This window comes from Paenibacillus sp. cl130, from assembly GCF_900116035.1.
Taxonomy (GTDB): domain Bacteria; phylum Bacillota; class Bacilli; order Paenibacillales; family Paenibacillaceae; genus Paenibacillus; species Paenibacillus polymyxa_B.
Map to the genome: position 1 here is coordinate 1,297,021 of NZ_FOYG01000001.1, position 15,209 is coordinate 1,312,229.

The window sequence follows — 15,209 nt, forward strand, 5'->3', positions numbered from 1 at the left end:
GTCATTTCACATCGCTCGGTACTTACACACCTCACGAAAATTACAGCCTCCGCACGCTCTGCGTGAAGGCATCGGAGTGAAGAAAGATTCAGGCTTGGGGCGATTATAGTAATCGTCATCGAGACAGGACTTCATTTCCTCGATGTATCGTCCGACATTACCAACCACTTTGTCGATATCCTCTTGCGCGGGACGATACACCTCATGCTCTCCTGTCATCAGATACTCCACACGTACCTCGATCTTCTCCAATGGAAGCTGATAGTGCTCCTGCACATAGGAAGCATACAAAAAAAGTTGGTCGGAAAAATCGCCTTCCTTGCCTGTTTTCCAATCCACGATGACCAAGTCTCCATTGTCTCTACGGTAGAGCAAATCCATTTTGACATACACTTTCGTCTCGTGAAGGAGCATCGTATCCCACTTCTCCACTTCTACAATTCGGGCCTTTCCCTGTTGCAGTTCATGCCAAACCGCAGTACGGTATAAATTGTGTATCACCGCGTGCTGTCGCTCCTTAATAAGGGCGATTCGTTCCGAAAGCACCTCGTCGTCGTAATAAACCTCCGCCAGCATGACGCGATTTTTCGGATCTTGTAGCCATAGCTCACGGTGTAGCGATTCCTTGTAGCTGTCATTCAACATGTTCTTCATAGCTGTCTCGAGGTATGCTGTACGCGGGATAGCCCCTTTTTCCATCCATCCACGTATGACTGATTCACACATTTGATGCGTGATATTCCCGAATAAAATATATAAGTTGCTCAGTTGCTTGAGCCGATACAACGTAACTTGCTCTTCAGTGCCCTGTGCCGAATTCCAGCCATTATGCGAGCCGTAATAATGATAATAGTATTTGCGTAAGCATTCATCGAACGTTTGAGCCCTCGATTGCGAATAGGACCAGGACGGGTATATAGCCATGACAGGCCCTCCTTCATTAAAACTATCATCTCTTTATTATAACGCAAACCTAAGCTGTATCGGCGATAAAAAGGACAAAGACTTTAACCCATGGGTTAAAGTCTTCTACTGACTGACTAGTTTGTAAACTCTCAATGAGTCCGTTCAACATTTATCAAATCACTAACATTAACGGCACCGTCCTCACGGACGTTGACAACAAGTACCGGAGTTCCCAGCATTCCGCTGATCCACTCCTTATAATCATCCACATGATCATTCGGAAGAATCGTCAAGATGACACCAGCGAAGCCACCCCCATGTACCCTGCATGCGCTGTTATCTATTGATTTTAAATACATTTCGGTTAAAGCCAGTGCAACCGATACGTCTTGTTCCCGCGCAACCCCACTTCTATATACGTTTTGGAGCCATTTCCATGAGGAATTACCAGATTCGGTAATGAGCCTCAGGAAATCAGTAAAGCGCCCCTCCTCCAGTGATTTCACCTGTTCATCCACACGCCTATTTTCTTCAAAAAAATGCAACGCCCGCAGTACTGCACGGTCTCCTGCTTTTTCCCTGACCATTTTAAGGTTGGCATATAGATCCTCTGGCAATAAGTCACGGCAAACCGAAGCGTCTAAAGATTGAGCCACTGCAAACATTTCGTTGGGCACCGCCGCGTAATCGTCCGTTAAATCAGCATGATTTCCGCCTGTATTTACAATAACGAGGGAATATCCGTTTTGTTCAAAATTCCAATGAACAGGATTTATGATCGGTTCCTTGGGATTTTCAAAGTCAATGGAAATCAAGCCGCCATACGCGCAAGCCATCTGATCAAGCAGCCCCGACGGCTTGTTCCAATAGCTATTTTCCGCATACTGACCAATTTTGGATTTAGCAACTGCATCTAACGCTCCCTCGTTATAAAAATGATTTAATATCGTGCATATCAACATTTCAAAAGAAGCGGAAGAGCTTAAACCTGAAGCAGAGAATACATTACTTGATATATAAGCTTGGAATCCCCCGATACGGTATCCGAATTCAAGTAGACCAGCGGCAATACCACGAACCAGCAGCATCGTACTGTCATCCTCCGGTTTTGGCGACAAGTCGGTTAAATCGATGACGTACTTCGTCTTATAGCCTTCAGAAAAGAATGTAATTACAGACTCCTCCACTTTAGAAGCTGCAGCGATGGTATCGAGTGTTATACTGCCTGCCAGCACCTTCCCGTGATTGTGGTCTGTATGATTTCCACCAATTTCGCAACGTCCCGGAGCACTAAACAGTTCAATATCCCCTACACCAAAATGCTCCCGATACGCCTGTATAAGTGATTCATATCGAGTCGTTTGCTCAGAGATTTGCTGTTGACCGTACATTCGGGCAAGCACCATTTGTCCCTCTCTGGAATTCAATAGTTCCATATCTTTCATCGTATATCCCCCTAATTGTATGTGTTTTCCTATGCTGGAATGATACTATAATTATCTCAATTTTCCCTGTATAAAAGTATGGCACTTTTAAAATTTGTAAGCGCTTATTTTAATCGCTTTACTGAGCATTTTACCAATTTAACTAAAAAAGAACCAGCCCTAATTGGGCCGGTTCCTTGAATATCTTTTTTAGTCGCGTTTCAGTACATATTCCCCATCATTGTTACGAGTTACTGTGGCGCCAAGCGCCTCGGCAACTGATTTGAAAGGAACATACAATGTGCCATATTCATCCGTATATGGAGCTTGTGGCAGCGTCAATGTGCTTCCTTCCAATACAGCCTGTTTGGAGCCACTTTTCAGCTTAATCGTCTTACCTGTAATATCATCAATTACAGTAGTTTGTTTAGCAGCTGCATCCCATTTTAACTCGGAGTTCAGTTCGCTCGTCAGTTCACGCAATGGAATAAAGGCAGTGCCACCACGATTCTCCAAGACGTAGTAATCGTCTTTAGGATCGAAAATGGTTTCTACTTTTGTAATTTCCAAATCATTTTTTAAAATGTTGTAGATCGGAGAATTCGCTTCAAAATTGCGCAGCGTCGCTCCCGGAGTTAATTCAGCTTGTTTATTCAAATCAATAACACCGTTAGAAATATCCACTTTATCAGCTGTCACACTACCATTGACGTTCCAAGATTGAGTTTCGGTCAGAATTGTGAAGGACTTCACTGGAAGACCGTCCACATCTGGCAAAGCAACCGTCAGGTCTGTCGCCGCTTTGCGAACATTTCCTTTTTCATCAAAATACATGTCGCTTTTCAGAACCGTGTTAGCACTCAGAACCGTTTTGATTTCAGGGGACTGTGCATACATGGTGCTAACGCCTACATCATACTGATCAACGGCCAGATCCAAATACTTTTTAACTTCGGTATAAGCCTCATTGACCATTTTTTCTTTGTTAGCACTCAGTTCCGTTGTTACTTTATCACTACCTTCAATATTCATGCCGGAAGCAATCGTTTTAGTCATATCAATGGCTTGCCCGATCAGCTCTTTCAAGCCTGCTTCGTCCTTCGCCAGATTCGCCAGGAACGGTTTTACCAATGTTACCAGCTCATCACCACGAAGTTCAGCATGCAGATGGGTCAGTTTCACTTTGTCTTTTTCACCGTATACTTCCTCGGTTACAGACGTTGCAGAAATGGTAGAAGGGTTAGGCGCATGCTTGAGCATAAGTGCAGCGGCTGTTTTCGTCAGTTCTCTCACGTCTTTGGAATATACATATGGATCAAATCCAGCAGGCAGACCGCTCAAACTCTCTTGCGAGTTCAAAGATATGTAATAAGGTTTTTTGGCACCTTCCAGTTGAATAGCCAAACCTTGGCGGTCTAAAGCAAGTTCAAACGGCAAATTATACTTATCGATGTGCAATGTACCTTTGGCAGAAGCAAGTTCCTCCGATTGTACCTTGGCTTCATCCACTGTGACGGAAATCGAATTAATCAAATCTACGATTTCTTTATCTCCTTGCGTGATTCCTTCTTTTGGAGTCAATTTAAGAGAGATTTTCTCCGTTGTTTGCTGGGATTTCACATCAAGTGTTCCCAATAAATTTTTACTTACATCAAATCCACCTACTGCCTGGCAACCTGTCAAAGCTACCATTAACAGAATAAGAGGGACGGCGATCCATTTTTTTATATTCATATTAATCCCCTTTCAAGATATTTCCGTTATCTCTTCTATTATCTCAGTGTTAACACGCATTGTAAATGAGTAGAATGGAAAATAGAACTAGTTATTTAGGATCAATTTTCAGCCTGAAGCATTCGGTAAGCCAGTAGCGCCATCTCTAGGCAACGACGTTTGTCAGGGTCTGCCAGATTTCCCTCTATGATTTCATTAATTTTATCCAGCCGATTATAAAGGGTCTGTCTGTGAATGTACAAAATTCCGGCGGTATCACGCTTGGAGCCATGGGATTGAAAATAGGCATCCAGTGTATCCAGAAGCTGCATATGGTGCTCACGATCATGCGCAATCAGCCCGCCCAAATGGTCCTCTACGAACTCTTGTAGAAAAGGAATGCGGGGCACCGCCTTCAACAACTGATAGATTCCGATGCTGTCGTAAAACAACCGATCCTTCATGACTGGGACGCTTCGTGCCACTTCAATGACCTCATATGCCTCTTCAAAACTGCGATCCGTCCCCGTCATGCGATGCCTTACTTTACCAAAGCCTGCATGAATGCGCACCTTATCAAGCTGTCCTGCGGCATAATTCTGAATATATTGAACAGTATGGGCAAGCACTTTTTTCATTTGCGCTGCGGAACGCAGTGTTAATTCCTCCTTGGCACAAAGGATGTAGCATTGACTCCCCTTCATCATCAGCAGATTGTGCAACGTTTCTTTTTTCAACAATGAACGAAGCAGCACCAGCACATCCTGATTGATGGATTCCTTGCGTACCTGACTGGCATCCTTGTCCTGATGTTCCACCTCGATGACCCCTGCCCAAAATAAATACTGCCCCTTCGATAACAATCGCAGGCCCATTCGGGTCTGGGCCTGTTCTTCACTGGGAAGCTGTCCGCTCAATACATCCTGAATCAATTCATTTTGATTACGCAGCAATCGGTCTTCAAGAAACTGTGTTCTCAGCACCAATGTAGCGGCTGCCTTGGCAGTGTAATCGAGTAACAGCGACATTTCTTCCGTTGGCATTTCACTATGCAGCACCAAACCTACTGCGGAAAACACCTGACCGAAGCATACAACGGGCTGGAACAAGACGGCGGTGGATTCATTCAGGTGAAACAGCAGATGCCCCTCCCGATCGGCTGTCATACTAGATTCCACTTCATTGGCATAAAAATCTGCAATACGGTCCGCTAGATCCGGCTGGACGGAAGGTACGAATCGATTGGTTTCAATGGAAGACATGTAGATGACCTGCCGGGCTGCATAGTCATGAAGCACACGCAAGAGGGCGTTCATATCAGTGCTGCGCAGGGTCTCCTGCTGAAGCTGACGTGAAAATCGCTCCAGATCTTTTAGGAGTTCATGATGTCGGTTAATAAGTAGGGAATGAATATCTTGTGTAATTTCAACAAAACGCACTGGCTGCTCAAATACGATGACCGGGAAGTGATGTCGTTCCGCCAACTCCAGAATTTCAGAGGGGATTTCATGAATGCTCGTGCCCAGCTCCACGCACAATCCCGCAGCTTCCGAGCGGATCAGTTGCTCCATATACTCGGCACGCTCTTCCCCCTTCCGTGTGAGCCACAGGCCGGTCGTCAAAATCAAGTCATGACGGCTCACAAACGGAGAAACATTTGTGATTTCTAGTACATGGACCCAACCCACACGGCGATTTACGCCCTGTTCCCCCGCCGCCAGTTTTGCCCGCCGGAAAACGGGACGTTCCAGCACATCCGCAATGGTAAATGTTTTTTTACCGTTCATCGGCATTCTCCTTATGTATATGTCTTTATGTCATTTTATATGACATATATTCATCAAAAAGTCGAGCCTTTAAGTCAGATAATCCGACAAAATGTATGATGTCAAGGAGCTTCCCCCCTTGTAAACTGTACCTAATCTAACATGAATTGCATTTATCGGCTTGAGTCCATGTAACTAATCGGCAAACTGCACAAAAATGATAGTGTAATTTTCTTAACAATTATTTTTAGGAGAGGTGAATGAAATGAAAATTGGGATTCCGAAAGAGATTAAAAACAACGAAAATCGTGTCGCTCTAACGCCTACAGGTGCAGCTCAAATGATTCAACACGGACATCACGTATTTGTGGAAAGCCATGCAGGTGTTGAAAGCGGCTTTACGGATGGAGATTATGCCACTGCGGGTGCGACTCTTGTGCAACAAGCTGCGGACGTGTGGTCCCAGGCGGATCTGATTATCAAGGTAAAAGAGCCGCTCCCCTCTGAATACGGGTATTTTCGACCAGGATTGATTTTATTCACCTATCTGCATTTGGCTGCCGAGCCAGCACTGGCCCGCGCTTTAACAGACAACGGCGTAGCCGCCATTTCCTATGAGACGCTAGATGTTGAAGGCAGCCTCCCGCTGCTTACCCCGATGAGTGAGGTTGCCGGACGAATGGCTGTACAAATTGGAGCACAACTGCTGGAAAAACCAAAGGGTGGCAAAGGCATCCTGCTGGCAGGTGTGCCGGGGGTCAAACGCGGTAAAGTGACCATTATTGGCGGAGGGGTGGTCGGCACCAATGCTGCCAAGGTCGCCATCGGTCTCGGGGCAGATGTGACACTGATCGACCTGAGCCTGCAAAGACTGCGCCAACTGGACGATATTTTTGGCAATCAGCTCCATACGCTGGTGTCCACCCCGTCCAACATTGCTGAAGCCGTGGCGCAAAGTGATTTGCTGATCGGTGCTGTCCTGATCACTGGTGCCAAAGCCCCGCGGCTCGTAACGGAAGCCATGGTACAGACGATGCAGCCCGGCTCTGTGATTGTGGATGTCGCCATCGACCAAGGCGGCATAGTCGAGACGATTGACCACATCACGACACACGACCAGCCTACCTATGTGAAGCATGGCGTCATTCACTATGCGGTAGCAAACATGCCGGGCGCGGTACCGCAAACCTCGACGCTCGCTCTGACGAACGCGACGCTCCCCTTTGCTCTCCAGCTCGCAGATCTGGGTGTGCAAGAGGCGCTTCGCAGAAGCAAGCCGCTGCTTAGCGGCACCAACGTCCTGAACGGACATATTACCTACGAAGCGGTCGCACGTGATCTGGGATATCCTTATGTTCCCGTGGAACAGGCATGGCAGGCGAAAGCCTTACAATAGAAACAGCTCAAAGAACCACACGCTCTTCCCAGCAGGGACTGGAGCGTGTGGTTCTTTTTGTGCTAGCTGTATTCACCATACTTACTGCATTTCAGACGATTTCTGACGAAAGGAACGTTTGAAGATGGCGATAAATATCTGTGATTTCTTCCAGCGACATGCGCACCAGTCCGCTAGACGAAGGTGCCACAAATTCATGCATCTCGGGAATTAGCGGTTCAGGCTGAAATCCCCAATCTACTTTGGATTTTTTACTGTATTCGGTGTACACGCCTTTGCCGACAAAGCAAGCAACCCTCGGGCGGTATTCCTTTAGCTTCTCGTATAGCTTCAGACGTCCTTCGGCGTATTCCTCGCGTGCAATGTCCTCTACTCCCCTCGTAGGACGGGAAACAATGTTCGTAAAGCCGAAGCCCAGCTTCAGCAGCTCCCGATCTTCCGATGGATCGTACAAGCGAGGTGTCAAGCCTGCTCCCTCCAGTATGCGCCAAAAGCGGTTGCGCGGATTCGCATAATGATGTCCTACCTCGCCTGATTTCAAGCTGGGATTAAAGCCGATGAATACAACGGATAATCCATAATCCAGATGATCATCTACCTCATGCAGTTCTGTCTCTCGCTCTGTCATGGGCTCCTCCTTTCTCAAACAATATCCAGCGGCTGCTTCCGCGTTGGCGGAGAAAAAGCTTCGTCTATTTGTTGAAGTTGTTCAGGAGTGAGCCGAATACTTGCTGCCGCTGCATTTTCTCGTACATGCGATTCCTGCACCGCCTTCGGAATTGCCCAGACATCACCGTCCCGTATGACCCACGCGAGCGCAATTTGGGATGGAGTTACCCCGTGGCTGGCAGCAATGTCTACCATAACAGGATGCTCCAGCAGACCCCGTCGCAAGCGGCCACCTTGGGCAATCGGGCAATAGGCCATCACAGGCACTCCATGCGTACGGCTCCAAGGTAGCAGATCATATTCGATGCCCCGCGAAGCCGCGTGATACAGCACTTGATTGACAGTGCAGGCTTCGCCTCCACCCAGGCTCCATAGCTCCTCCATGTCGGATTTGTCCAGATTGGACACTCCCCAGCTACGGATTTTGCCCTGCTCACGCAGTTTTTCCATGCCTTGTACCGTTTCTTCCAGCGGAATATTCCCGCGCCAATGCAACAGATACATGTCCATGTACTCTGTTCCCATTCGTGTTAGGCTCGCTTCGCACGCTTGAGCCAGTCCTTGGCGGTCCGCATGATGAGGATACGCCTTGCTAACAAGATAGACATCGTCCCGGCGACCCCGAATGGCCTCTCCGACGATCTCTTCTGCGCCGCCCTCCGCATACATTTCAGCCGTGTCCACCAGCGTCATACCCAGCTCCAAGCCTAGTTGAAGCGCGCGCACCTCTTCCTGCCGGAGTGACGCTTTTTCCCCCATATGCCACGTGCCCTGCCCGATTAGTGGTACTTCACGACCGTCAGTCCATCTAATCACACTTTTCTTATGTTGGCTCATATTCATCCCTCCTTAGGATCCTGATGCCACAGGCTTGTCAAATACATGGCTCTGCGTCCAATGCTGTCCACCATCCGAGGTGGTATACATAACTGGGGCCTGCTCTGAATCTGAGAAAATAGCCCAGCCTTCCTTGGCATTTGCCATCCCGATTTGCTGACCGCCATAACCGTCAAAGCCTTGCTTGCCATTGTTCCACGTCTTGCCGCCGTCAGTCGTCCAGCCGATCGTATTAGGCTTGTCGCACGGTGCGCAGTAGCCACCCATCCATGCGGTACTGCTATTAACCGGATAGAGCATACCTGGTGCCGTCCCTTCATTTTTGGCAACCTGGTTCTCTTGCTGGCTAATACCTGGTGCCGGACCGCCGCCAGCGGTGGCATTCGCCAGCACAGCACGCCAGCTTTGTCCACTATCGGCAGTATGCCAAAGCGAATACGACGTCTGATTCATCCCCGTATCTCCAACCAGCTCGATCCATGCGTTGCCACGTTCTACCGAACGAATAATGGCTCCATTTAGAGGCGCCTCCGTTGTGCGTGACATGACAGTAGTCCACTTTTGGCCCCCGTTAACAGTGTGTAAAATCTGAAACGAACGGTCTGTGTCCTGCGTAACCGCCCAGCCGTTTTGCCGATCATGGTAATATGGCTGTCCTACCATGTGGCCAGGCATGGGGAGCGAAGACCAGCTATGCCCGCCATCCTTCGTATATTGGCTGCCACTGAACCCTTCCTTGGACGATACAAAGTGTAAAAAGCCCGCTTGCCCTTGCTCAGGTACAGTCCCCACAACCTCCCAGCGTTTGCCGCCATCGCGAGTGGCCAGCAGCGATCCGCTGTCTGCCATCACAGTCCAGGCCTGCTGTCCGTTCAAGGCAAAAATCTGCTGAACCGTACCTTGGCCCTGATATTGCACATTCCACGTCGATCCGACTGAATCGGATGCAGCCGCGTCCGTTCGGGCAATCCAGCCATTTCCGCCGATCCAGCCGGATTGACCGTCGATCAAACGCAGCGCGGTAATATTGTCCATGCGGACCTTCGCTATAGTAGAGTCTGTGGTTGCTTGTCCTCCTGTTTTCGGTGTATCTACAGTTGTTCCCGAACCATTCGCTTGTGCCGAGGCGGCACCCTTTTGCTCATTTTGAGCCGTTTGTCCTGTTTGCGAGCCTGTTTCACACCCCGCTGTCACTATGGCTACGGCGAGCAAAAGCACCCATACCGATGTTTTTTTCTTCATTTTCGTTCATCCCCTTATGTTGGTGATATACATGCTGTGCGGGTATTGTATTCACAGCAAAGCATATTCTATGTATTACCCTGCTGTCTTCGTTTCACTCTTAAGGTGAATATACGGGTGACTGTATGCGAACCATCGTTTCAGGTTTACGAGTTTACAGGAACAAAGCCGCCTTTTTCGATGGCCCGGGTTCCTTCTTCACTTTGCAGCCATTCGAGTAATCGTTGCATCGAAGGGCTTGGTTTCTCGCCTTCCCGTGTGACCACGAACAGTTGAGCTGTGAATGGATATTGCTTCGAGCGAATGTGTTCTTTGTTCGGCTCTACTCCATCAATAGACAAAAATTTGACCTCTTGACGATTATGCATCACATTTGCAAAATAATAAAATGAATATCCGAGCGCGTTGTGATCCTTGTTAAAATCTGCGACTGCATTAATCATACCACCCATAATGCCAATTTGTAGTTCACGTGGCGGGTCAGCCATCTCATGGCCTGCCATCACTTTCTTTTGCATGTATGTCTGACTGCCTGAATTTTCTTCTCGCTGATAAGCAATGATCGGCTGATCCTTGCCCCCTACTTCATTCCAATTATGGATAGCCCCTTCATATATGCGGCGTACCTGCTCCGAAGAAAGTCCGTCAACCGGATTGTCTTGATGCACGAGAAAAATAAACGCATCCCACCCAATGGGTGTTAGCCTCATTTGTATTCCCCGGCTTTTTGCCAGACGCAGTTCCTCATCGGAAGGACCGGCCACCAGGATCAGATCCGCCTTCTTTTCGATCAAATTGACATATGCCTGATGGGTCGTGTTGAATCTCAGCTCGTGCGCCGCTCGCGCCTTGCTCATTCCAGTCAGTTCATGCAGCATATCCTGCGCAAACGGAATGGCCGCCGTAGCCCCGTCAACTACCGGAAAATCCTTCTCTGCAATGTACGGGCGTTGAGGAAGCATCAGTGTAATCGTCAGCACAATGACGAGCGCAGCAGATATCGCGGCAACAATCCATTGCCATCTATGATCCACCTTACCATTCTTGTCGGTTAGCGCTGGATAACGATTCACCCCAACTCCTACTACCATGCCAGCTATCGGCAGCAGTGCTGCCAGTAGAAACCAGATTTCACCATGCTGTGTATATGGCCCCAGTACCTCCAACACAGGCTCTGCCCAGGCGTGATAGAGTGAAAAAAGTTCCCACGCCCCTCCCCACACTTCAGCAGGTTGACCACCAGACCCTTGTATTCCTATAATCCACAACCACAGCCCACATAATAATGATAATAGCCCAGTCAGCATCAGCGAAAGCTTGCCCATGCTGGACACACGTGCACTCAAGGCACCATAAGCTGCAAAAATGAGACCGATAATCCATGCATATAGAAGCAGTATTACAAACACAGTTGTATCTGTGACACCTTCATGCCTCAGCAGAAGCTGCACTTGGGGTGCCACAACCATACTCCAAACTACATTAAACATGACTGAAAACAATCCAAACATAAACGTACCGCCCAGCCATGGCCAAAACCATGCTATCCGCACAGACTCGTCCTTTTCCGGCTTGGTTATAACTCCCTTTGGATCAGACATGTACATCCCCCTATATCTAATGAATGAAATGAGACTGAAAGCCATCGCTTCTTCATTGTACAATTATGGTAAAGATTAGTATACGAGAGGAGGAAAAAATGTCCTTATCCGGTCATCCGAACGAGGAGGCACTCAAGCTGCGTATGGCAAAAAAGGCCTCCCCCACGGGAAAGGCCTTTTTGGTATCGGATTTTAAGGAACTGTCGGTAAAGCCTTTGCAAGCTCCGGTGTCATTTCGTTTGGAGTTAAATAGCAATAGCGTGTATGGGGGTCTGAACTAAATAAAGGTTTGATCTTGACCTGAACCAGGTAAGTGCCTTTCGCCCTATTTGGAGTATAGCTATAGGGTCTGCGCTTTTCCAGTACAGTGCTCCAGAGCTTCGGATCTTCAATCGTTATTGCTTTATGCTTCTGTTGGATGCTTTTAAATAGCTTATAGTCTTCAATATACTGATTGGGTTGATAAGGTTCAAGCTCTTCAGCAATAATAGGAACAGCCCGTATCGAAAAAATATCCTTGGAATCAATGATCACCTTATCCGCATACCCCTTTTGCTCTAGCCAACCTGTAAGCTTGTGATAGGAAGCCGGCCATTCAAATGAAAATTCACGATGCCAGCTCGGTTCGTTATTGGTAAAGGATGACTCTTTGTTTGTAATAGAAACACTCCCTAGGGGATATCGATGTGATTGCATTTCGCTATAACTCATATTTAATACTTCTTCTCTGAGTATATCTTCAAATTCACGAGTTTCTTTTGGATTGGTTAAAACCACTCGTCTTTCATTATCATCTACGGATTGGATATTAATCGTCTCTGCTTTTCCTTGCAGCTTATCCAGCTCGTATCTTACCGTTTTATAAGGCTCTGTTTCCATCACTTTAGTCAGTTCTGTCCGGAAAGGCTTCTCCGGGAATGTATAGCGGCGAGTCATGGTGGAACCATCATCCAAGCGGTAGATTATGACTGCCCTTTCGACGGCCAGGTTTTTGGACAATGTTTTCTCGCCAGCTGCATGTGCACGTACGAGTTCACGATGTAAATTCAGCACAGAGGCGATATAGGCCCTGTCTTGGGAGTAATAAGCTTCTTTTTCTGCATTTCCCCCTAGAGGCTCCTCTTGCCCGACATAAACTTTTTCTACGGAGTGTGCTGTTGGAATCCGCCCCTCATAACCCAACCAACCTGATATCGGGATATATAGTACCAGCCCCATGATCACACCGTACACGACCATTTCCACCAAAGCTCGAACACGCACAATTTGCCACGTCTTGCGGACGACCATCTCTACAACGATATAGCCTAGAACAGCTCCAAGTGCATACCCAAAAATCGACCAATTTGCTGCTCCTCTTGTACCTGCATTATAAAAATAATCGCCTATTACAAGCATGGCGCATAGTATAACCCCTGCCTTGAACAAAGGTTGAAAGAAAGAAAACGCCATGGCCTGAGTCGCCTTCTCGACCAAGCGTTTACGATACAAACCATAACTCAAGGCAACAAACAACAGAGAGATACCTAAATAGGCAAGTAGCTCCATGTAGGAAAAGGCGCGCTGCGGCAAATTGTCCATAATGCGTACAAACGGCGATAAGTTATCCCAGACATTATTACTGCTGCGAAACTCCGAGCCGTTAATATATTGAACAATGGTTTCTCGCACTTGCACATAACCGTATAAATTACGTTCCAGAAAACGCCCTATCATCATGGATAGAAACTGAGGCAATAGCAGCAAAACATACACTACTACGATCTGTAGCAACGATTGTCCCACACAAATCCCTACAAACACAGTAAAAGTAAACAGGAAAATCGTAAGGACAGATACGACCAGTGCCCATGATCCAATATCATTGATATGAAAAATATAAGGCAGTTCGACTGACGTGTTAACCCAAGCAGTTACTCCCGCAGTCAGCCATACAGGTACAAGTAAAAGAATAAGACCGCTAATTAAATGTGATGTTAATAAATGCTCTCTACGCAAAGGTAGGCTGTGATACAAATCGGATGACCCCTGTCGCTGAACAAAACGAAGCAGCATCACACCTGCCAGCACGGGTACGGTCGTTAAGATTAATTTTTGCAATTCATTACCTGAGCTTGTGTTATCAAACAAGCTTTTTAAAACCACTCGTGGTTGTTCATCACCAATGCTCATAAACAATGGCAGCAGTACTGTAAACAGCAATCCTACCAAGTACAATAGACCGATCCAGCCATGCTGTCTCAGGCATTGGCGAATTACGCCGCCGCTACAGAAGAATCGGTTGGATGTCATAACCTGCGTCCTCCATTTCATAAATGAAAATTTCTTCAAGCGTCAACGGCAGCAAATCAAACACATGCGGCTCATACGCCTCAATCGTCTCTGCAATCCGCTCTCGTTCCCCCCGGATAATGAGCAGCAGAACACTGCCCCTCCGCTCCTTATGTACAACCGAAAGTTGTCCACATACGGTTTCCTCATGCGTGCTTTCACGAAAGGCAACCTGCACCTTATGCGTATCAGACTTGAGGTCGTCGACCTCTTTTTCCAACAGCATCCGCCCCTGGTGCATAATGCCGACGTGATCACACATGTCTTCTATTTCACGCAAATTATGAGATGAGATCACGACGGTCATCTCGCGTGCAGCGGTTTCCTGGAACAGTAAATTTTTGATCATTCTACGCATCACCGGGTCCAGCCCATCAATCGGTTCATCCAAAATGAGCAGCTCAGGCATACAGCTCAAGGCAAGCAAAAAAGCAGCCTGGCGCTTCATCCCCTTGGAAAAACGGTGGAGCTTTCGTTTAGGATCTAGCTTAAAAATCTCCGTAAGCTGTATGTAGCGTTCCTCGCTCCAGCTCGGATAAATGGAGCGGTAAAACCGGGCCATCTGACGAATTGTCGCTTGCGGAAAAAAATAGGGGGTGTCTGGCATAAACAGAATGTGCTGCTTGACTTCTGGCTGCTCATATACGGACTGTCCGCCAATCAGTACCTTTCCTGCATCCGGTCGGTAAATCCCGGCGATGATTTTGAGCAGTGTCGTTTTCCCTGCCCCGTTCGAGCCCAGCAACCCAAAAATAGAGCCCTTCTTCACCGTAAGGGCGAGCTGATCGACAGCCTTTTCTTCTGTAAATGTCTTTGTGACTTCCCTTAATTCAATCAAGGGACATCCCCCTTTCCTTTGTTTGTATAGCTTCCACGTATATGTCGTCCACTTCCTGCTGCGTAAAACCGAAATGGACGGCTTCAATCATCTGTTTTAACAATGCCGCCCGAATCTCATCCCGCTTTATTTGCTGCGGCTGATGCTCGGCAGGTGTGACAAAGCTGCCTTTGCCTTGAACGGAATAAATGTATCCTTCTCGTTCCAACTCTCGATACGCCTTCTGAATCGTATTCGGATTCACCGTAAGCTGAGCGGACAATGTCCGTACGGAAGGCAATTGCTCATCCGGCTGAAGTGATCCGTACACGATCATTTCCTTTACCCTGTCCATAAGCTGTTCGTAGATCGGCTTGCGGCTGCGGATATCCAGCTCGAACATGGACTTCCTCCTTTCAAGACTTATTCTGATTCACTTGTATATACTGAACTGTTCTAACTGTACTATCATTAATAGTACAGTTAGAACAGTTTGTCAATCTTTTC

The 15,209-nt window shown here is 47.5% G+C and carries 12 protein-coding genes; 1 reads left to right on the plus strand and 11 read right to left on the minus strand.

Annotated elements, in window-relative coordinates; translation table 11 throughout:
• Positions 1-6: 6 nt before the first annotated feature.
• The 4 genes from BM358_RS05940 to BM358_RS05955 form a co-directional block, all read right to left on the minus strand.
• A complete protein-coding gene (locus tag BM358_RS05940) occupies positions 7-924 on the minus strand; it encodes a PD-(D/E)XK nuclease family protein (RefSeq protein ID WP_028543196.1) in 918 nt (305 codons plus the stop codon).
• Positions 925-1,055: 131 nt separating this feature from the next.
• Entirely contained in the window at positions 1,056-2,351 is a 1,296-nt protein-coding gene (locus tag BM358_RS05945) for a galactokinase (protein WP_028543197.1), read from the minus strand.
• 189 nt (positions 2,352-2,540) lie between these two features.
• Positions 2,541-4,064, minus strand: a complete 1,524-nt coding sequence (locus tag BM358_RS05950) for a copper amine oxidase N-terminal domain-containing protein (protein ID WP_023987305.1) — start codon at positions 4,062-4,064, stop codon at positions 2,541-2,543.
• A gap of 101 nt (positions 4,065-4,165) precedes the next feature.
• Positions 4,166-5,830, minus strand: coding sequence for a PucR family transcriptional regulator (locus BM358_RS05955; RefSeq protein WP_028543198.1), 1,665 nt, complete (start codon positions 5,828-5,830; stop codon positions 4,166-4,168).
• 244 nt (positions 5,831-6,074) lie between these two features.
• On the opposite strand from BM358_RS05955, the gene ald reads away from it, so the two are divergent.
• A complete protein-coding gene (gene ald, locus BM358_RS05960) occupies positions 6,075-7,205 on the plus strand; it encodes an alanine dehydrogenase (RefSeq protein WP_028543199.1) in 1,131 nt (376 codons plus the stop codon).
• Between the two features lie 91 nt (positions 7,206-7,296).
• Here ald and BM358_RS05965 read toward each other — a convergent pair whose 3' ends face one another.
• From BM358_RS05965 to BM358_RS05995, 7 genes are all read right to left on the minus strand, one after another.
• Entirely contained in the window at positions 7,297-7,833 is a 537-nt protein-coding gene (locus tag BM358_RS05965; protein ID WP_028543200.1) for a mismatch-specific DNA-glycosylase, read from the minus strand.
• A gap of 14 nt (positions 7,834-7,847) precedes the next feature.
• Positions 7,848-8,711: an aldo/keto reductase gene (locus BM358_RS05970; protein ID WP_028543201.1), complete on the minus strand. Its 864-nt coding sequence runs from the start codon at positions 8,709-8,711 to the stop codon at positions 7,848-7,850.
• Between the two features lie 12 nt (positions 8,712-8,723).
• The gene (locus BM358_RS05975; protein WP_028543202.1) at positions 8,724-9,953 is read right to left on the minus strand and encodes a beta propeller repeat protein; all 1,230 of its coding nucleotides are present in this window, start codon (positions 9,951-9,953) and stop codon (positions 8,724-8,726) included.
• Positions 9,954-10,099: 146 nt separating this feature from the next.
• Entirely contained in the window at positions 10,100-11,554 is a 1,455-nt protein-coding gene (locus tag BM358_RS05980) for a PstS family phosphate ABC transporter substrate-binding protein (RefSeq protein ID WP_028543203.1), read from the minus strand.
• Positions 11,555-11,746: 192 nt separating this feature from the next.
• Positions 11,747-13,846, minus strand: coding sequence for a DUF6449 domain-containing protein (locus BM358_RS05985; RefSeq protein WP_028543204.1), 2,100 nt, complete (start codon positions 13,844-13,846; stop codon positions 11,747-11,749).
• The gene (locus BM358_RS05990) at positions 13,821-14,723 is read right to left on the minus strand and encodes an ABC transporter ATP-binding protein (protein WP_023987295.1); all 903 of its coding nucleotides are present in this window, start codon (positions 14,721-14,723) and stop codon (positions 13,821-13,823) included. The genes BM358_RS05985 and BM358_RS05990 overlap by 26 nt, the downstream gene beginning before the upstream one ends.
• Positions 14,716-15,105 carry a GntR family transcriptional regulator gene (locus tag BM358_RS05995; RefSeq protein WP_023987294.1) on the minus strand — a complete coding sequence of 130 codons (390 nt, stop codon included), beginning with the start codon at positions 15,103-15,105 and terminating at the stop codon, positions 14,716-14,718. The genes BM358_RS05990 and BM358_RS05995 overlap by 8 nt, the downstream gene beginning before the upstream one ends.
• Between the last annotated feature and the right edge of the window lie 104 nt (positions 15,106-15,209).

Excerpts from the sequence above, each read along its gene's own strand:
- BM358_RS05940 (WP_028543196.1), bottom strand. The coding sequence starts at position 924 with ATGGCTATATACCCGTCCTGGTCCTATTCGCAATCGAGGGCTCAAACG.
- BM358_RS05945 (WP_028543197.1), bottom strand. The coding sequence starts at position 2,351 with ATGAAAGATATGGAACTATTGAATTCCAGAGAGGGACAAATGGTGCTT.
- BM358_RS05950 (WP_023987305.1), bottom strand. The coding sequence starts at position 4,064 with ATGAATATAAAAAAATGGATCGCCGTCCCTCTTATTCTGTTAATGGTA.
- BM358_RS05955 (WP_028543198.1), bottom strand. The coding sequence starts at position 5,830 with ATGAACGGTAAAAAAACATTTACCATTGCGGATGTGCTGGAACGTCCC.
- ald (WP_028543199.1), top strand. The coding sequence starts at position 6,075 with ATGAAAATTGGGATTCCGAAAGAGATTAAAAACAACGAAAATCGTGTC.
- BM358_RS05965 (WP_028543200.1), bottom strand. The coding sequence starts at position 7,833 with ATGACAGAGCGAGAGACAGAACTGCATGAGGTAGATGATCATCTGGAT.
- BM358_RS05970 (WP_028543201.1), bottom strand. The coding sequence starts at position 8,711 with ATGAGCCAACATAAGAAAAGTGTGATTAGATGGACTGACGGTCGTGAA.
- BM358_RS05975 (WP_028543202.1), bottom strand. The coding sequence starts at position 9,953 with ATGAAGAAAAAAACATCGGTATGGGTGCTTTTGCTCGCCGTAGCCATA.
- BM358_RS05980 (WP_028543203.1), bottom strand. The coding sequence starts at position 11,554 with ATGTCTGATCCAAAGGGAGTTATAACCAAGCCGGAAAAGGACGAGTCT.
- BM358_RS05985 (WP_028543204.1), bottom strand. The coding sequence starts at position 13,846 with ATGACATCCAACCGATTCTTCTGTAGCGGCGGCGTAATTCGCCAATGC.
- BM358_RS05995 (WP_023987294.1), bottom strand. The coding sequence starts at position 15,105 with ATGTTCGAGCTGGATATCCGCAGCCGCAAGCCGATCTACGAACAGCTT.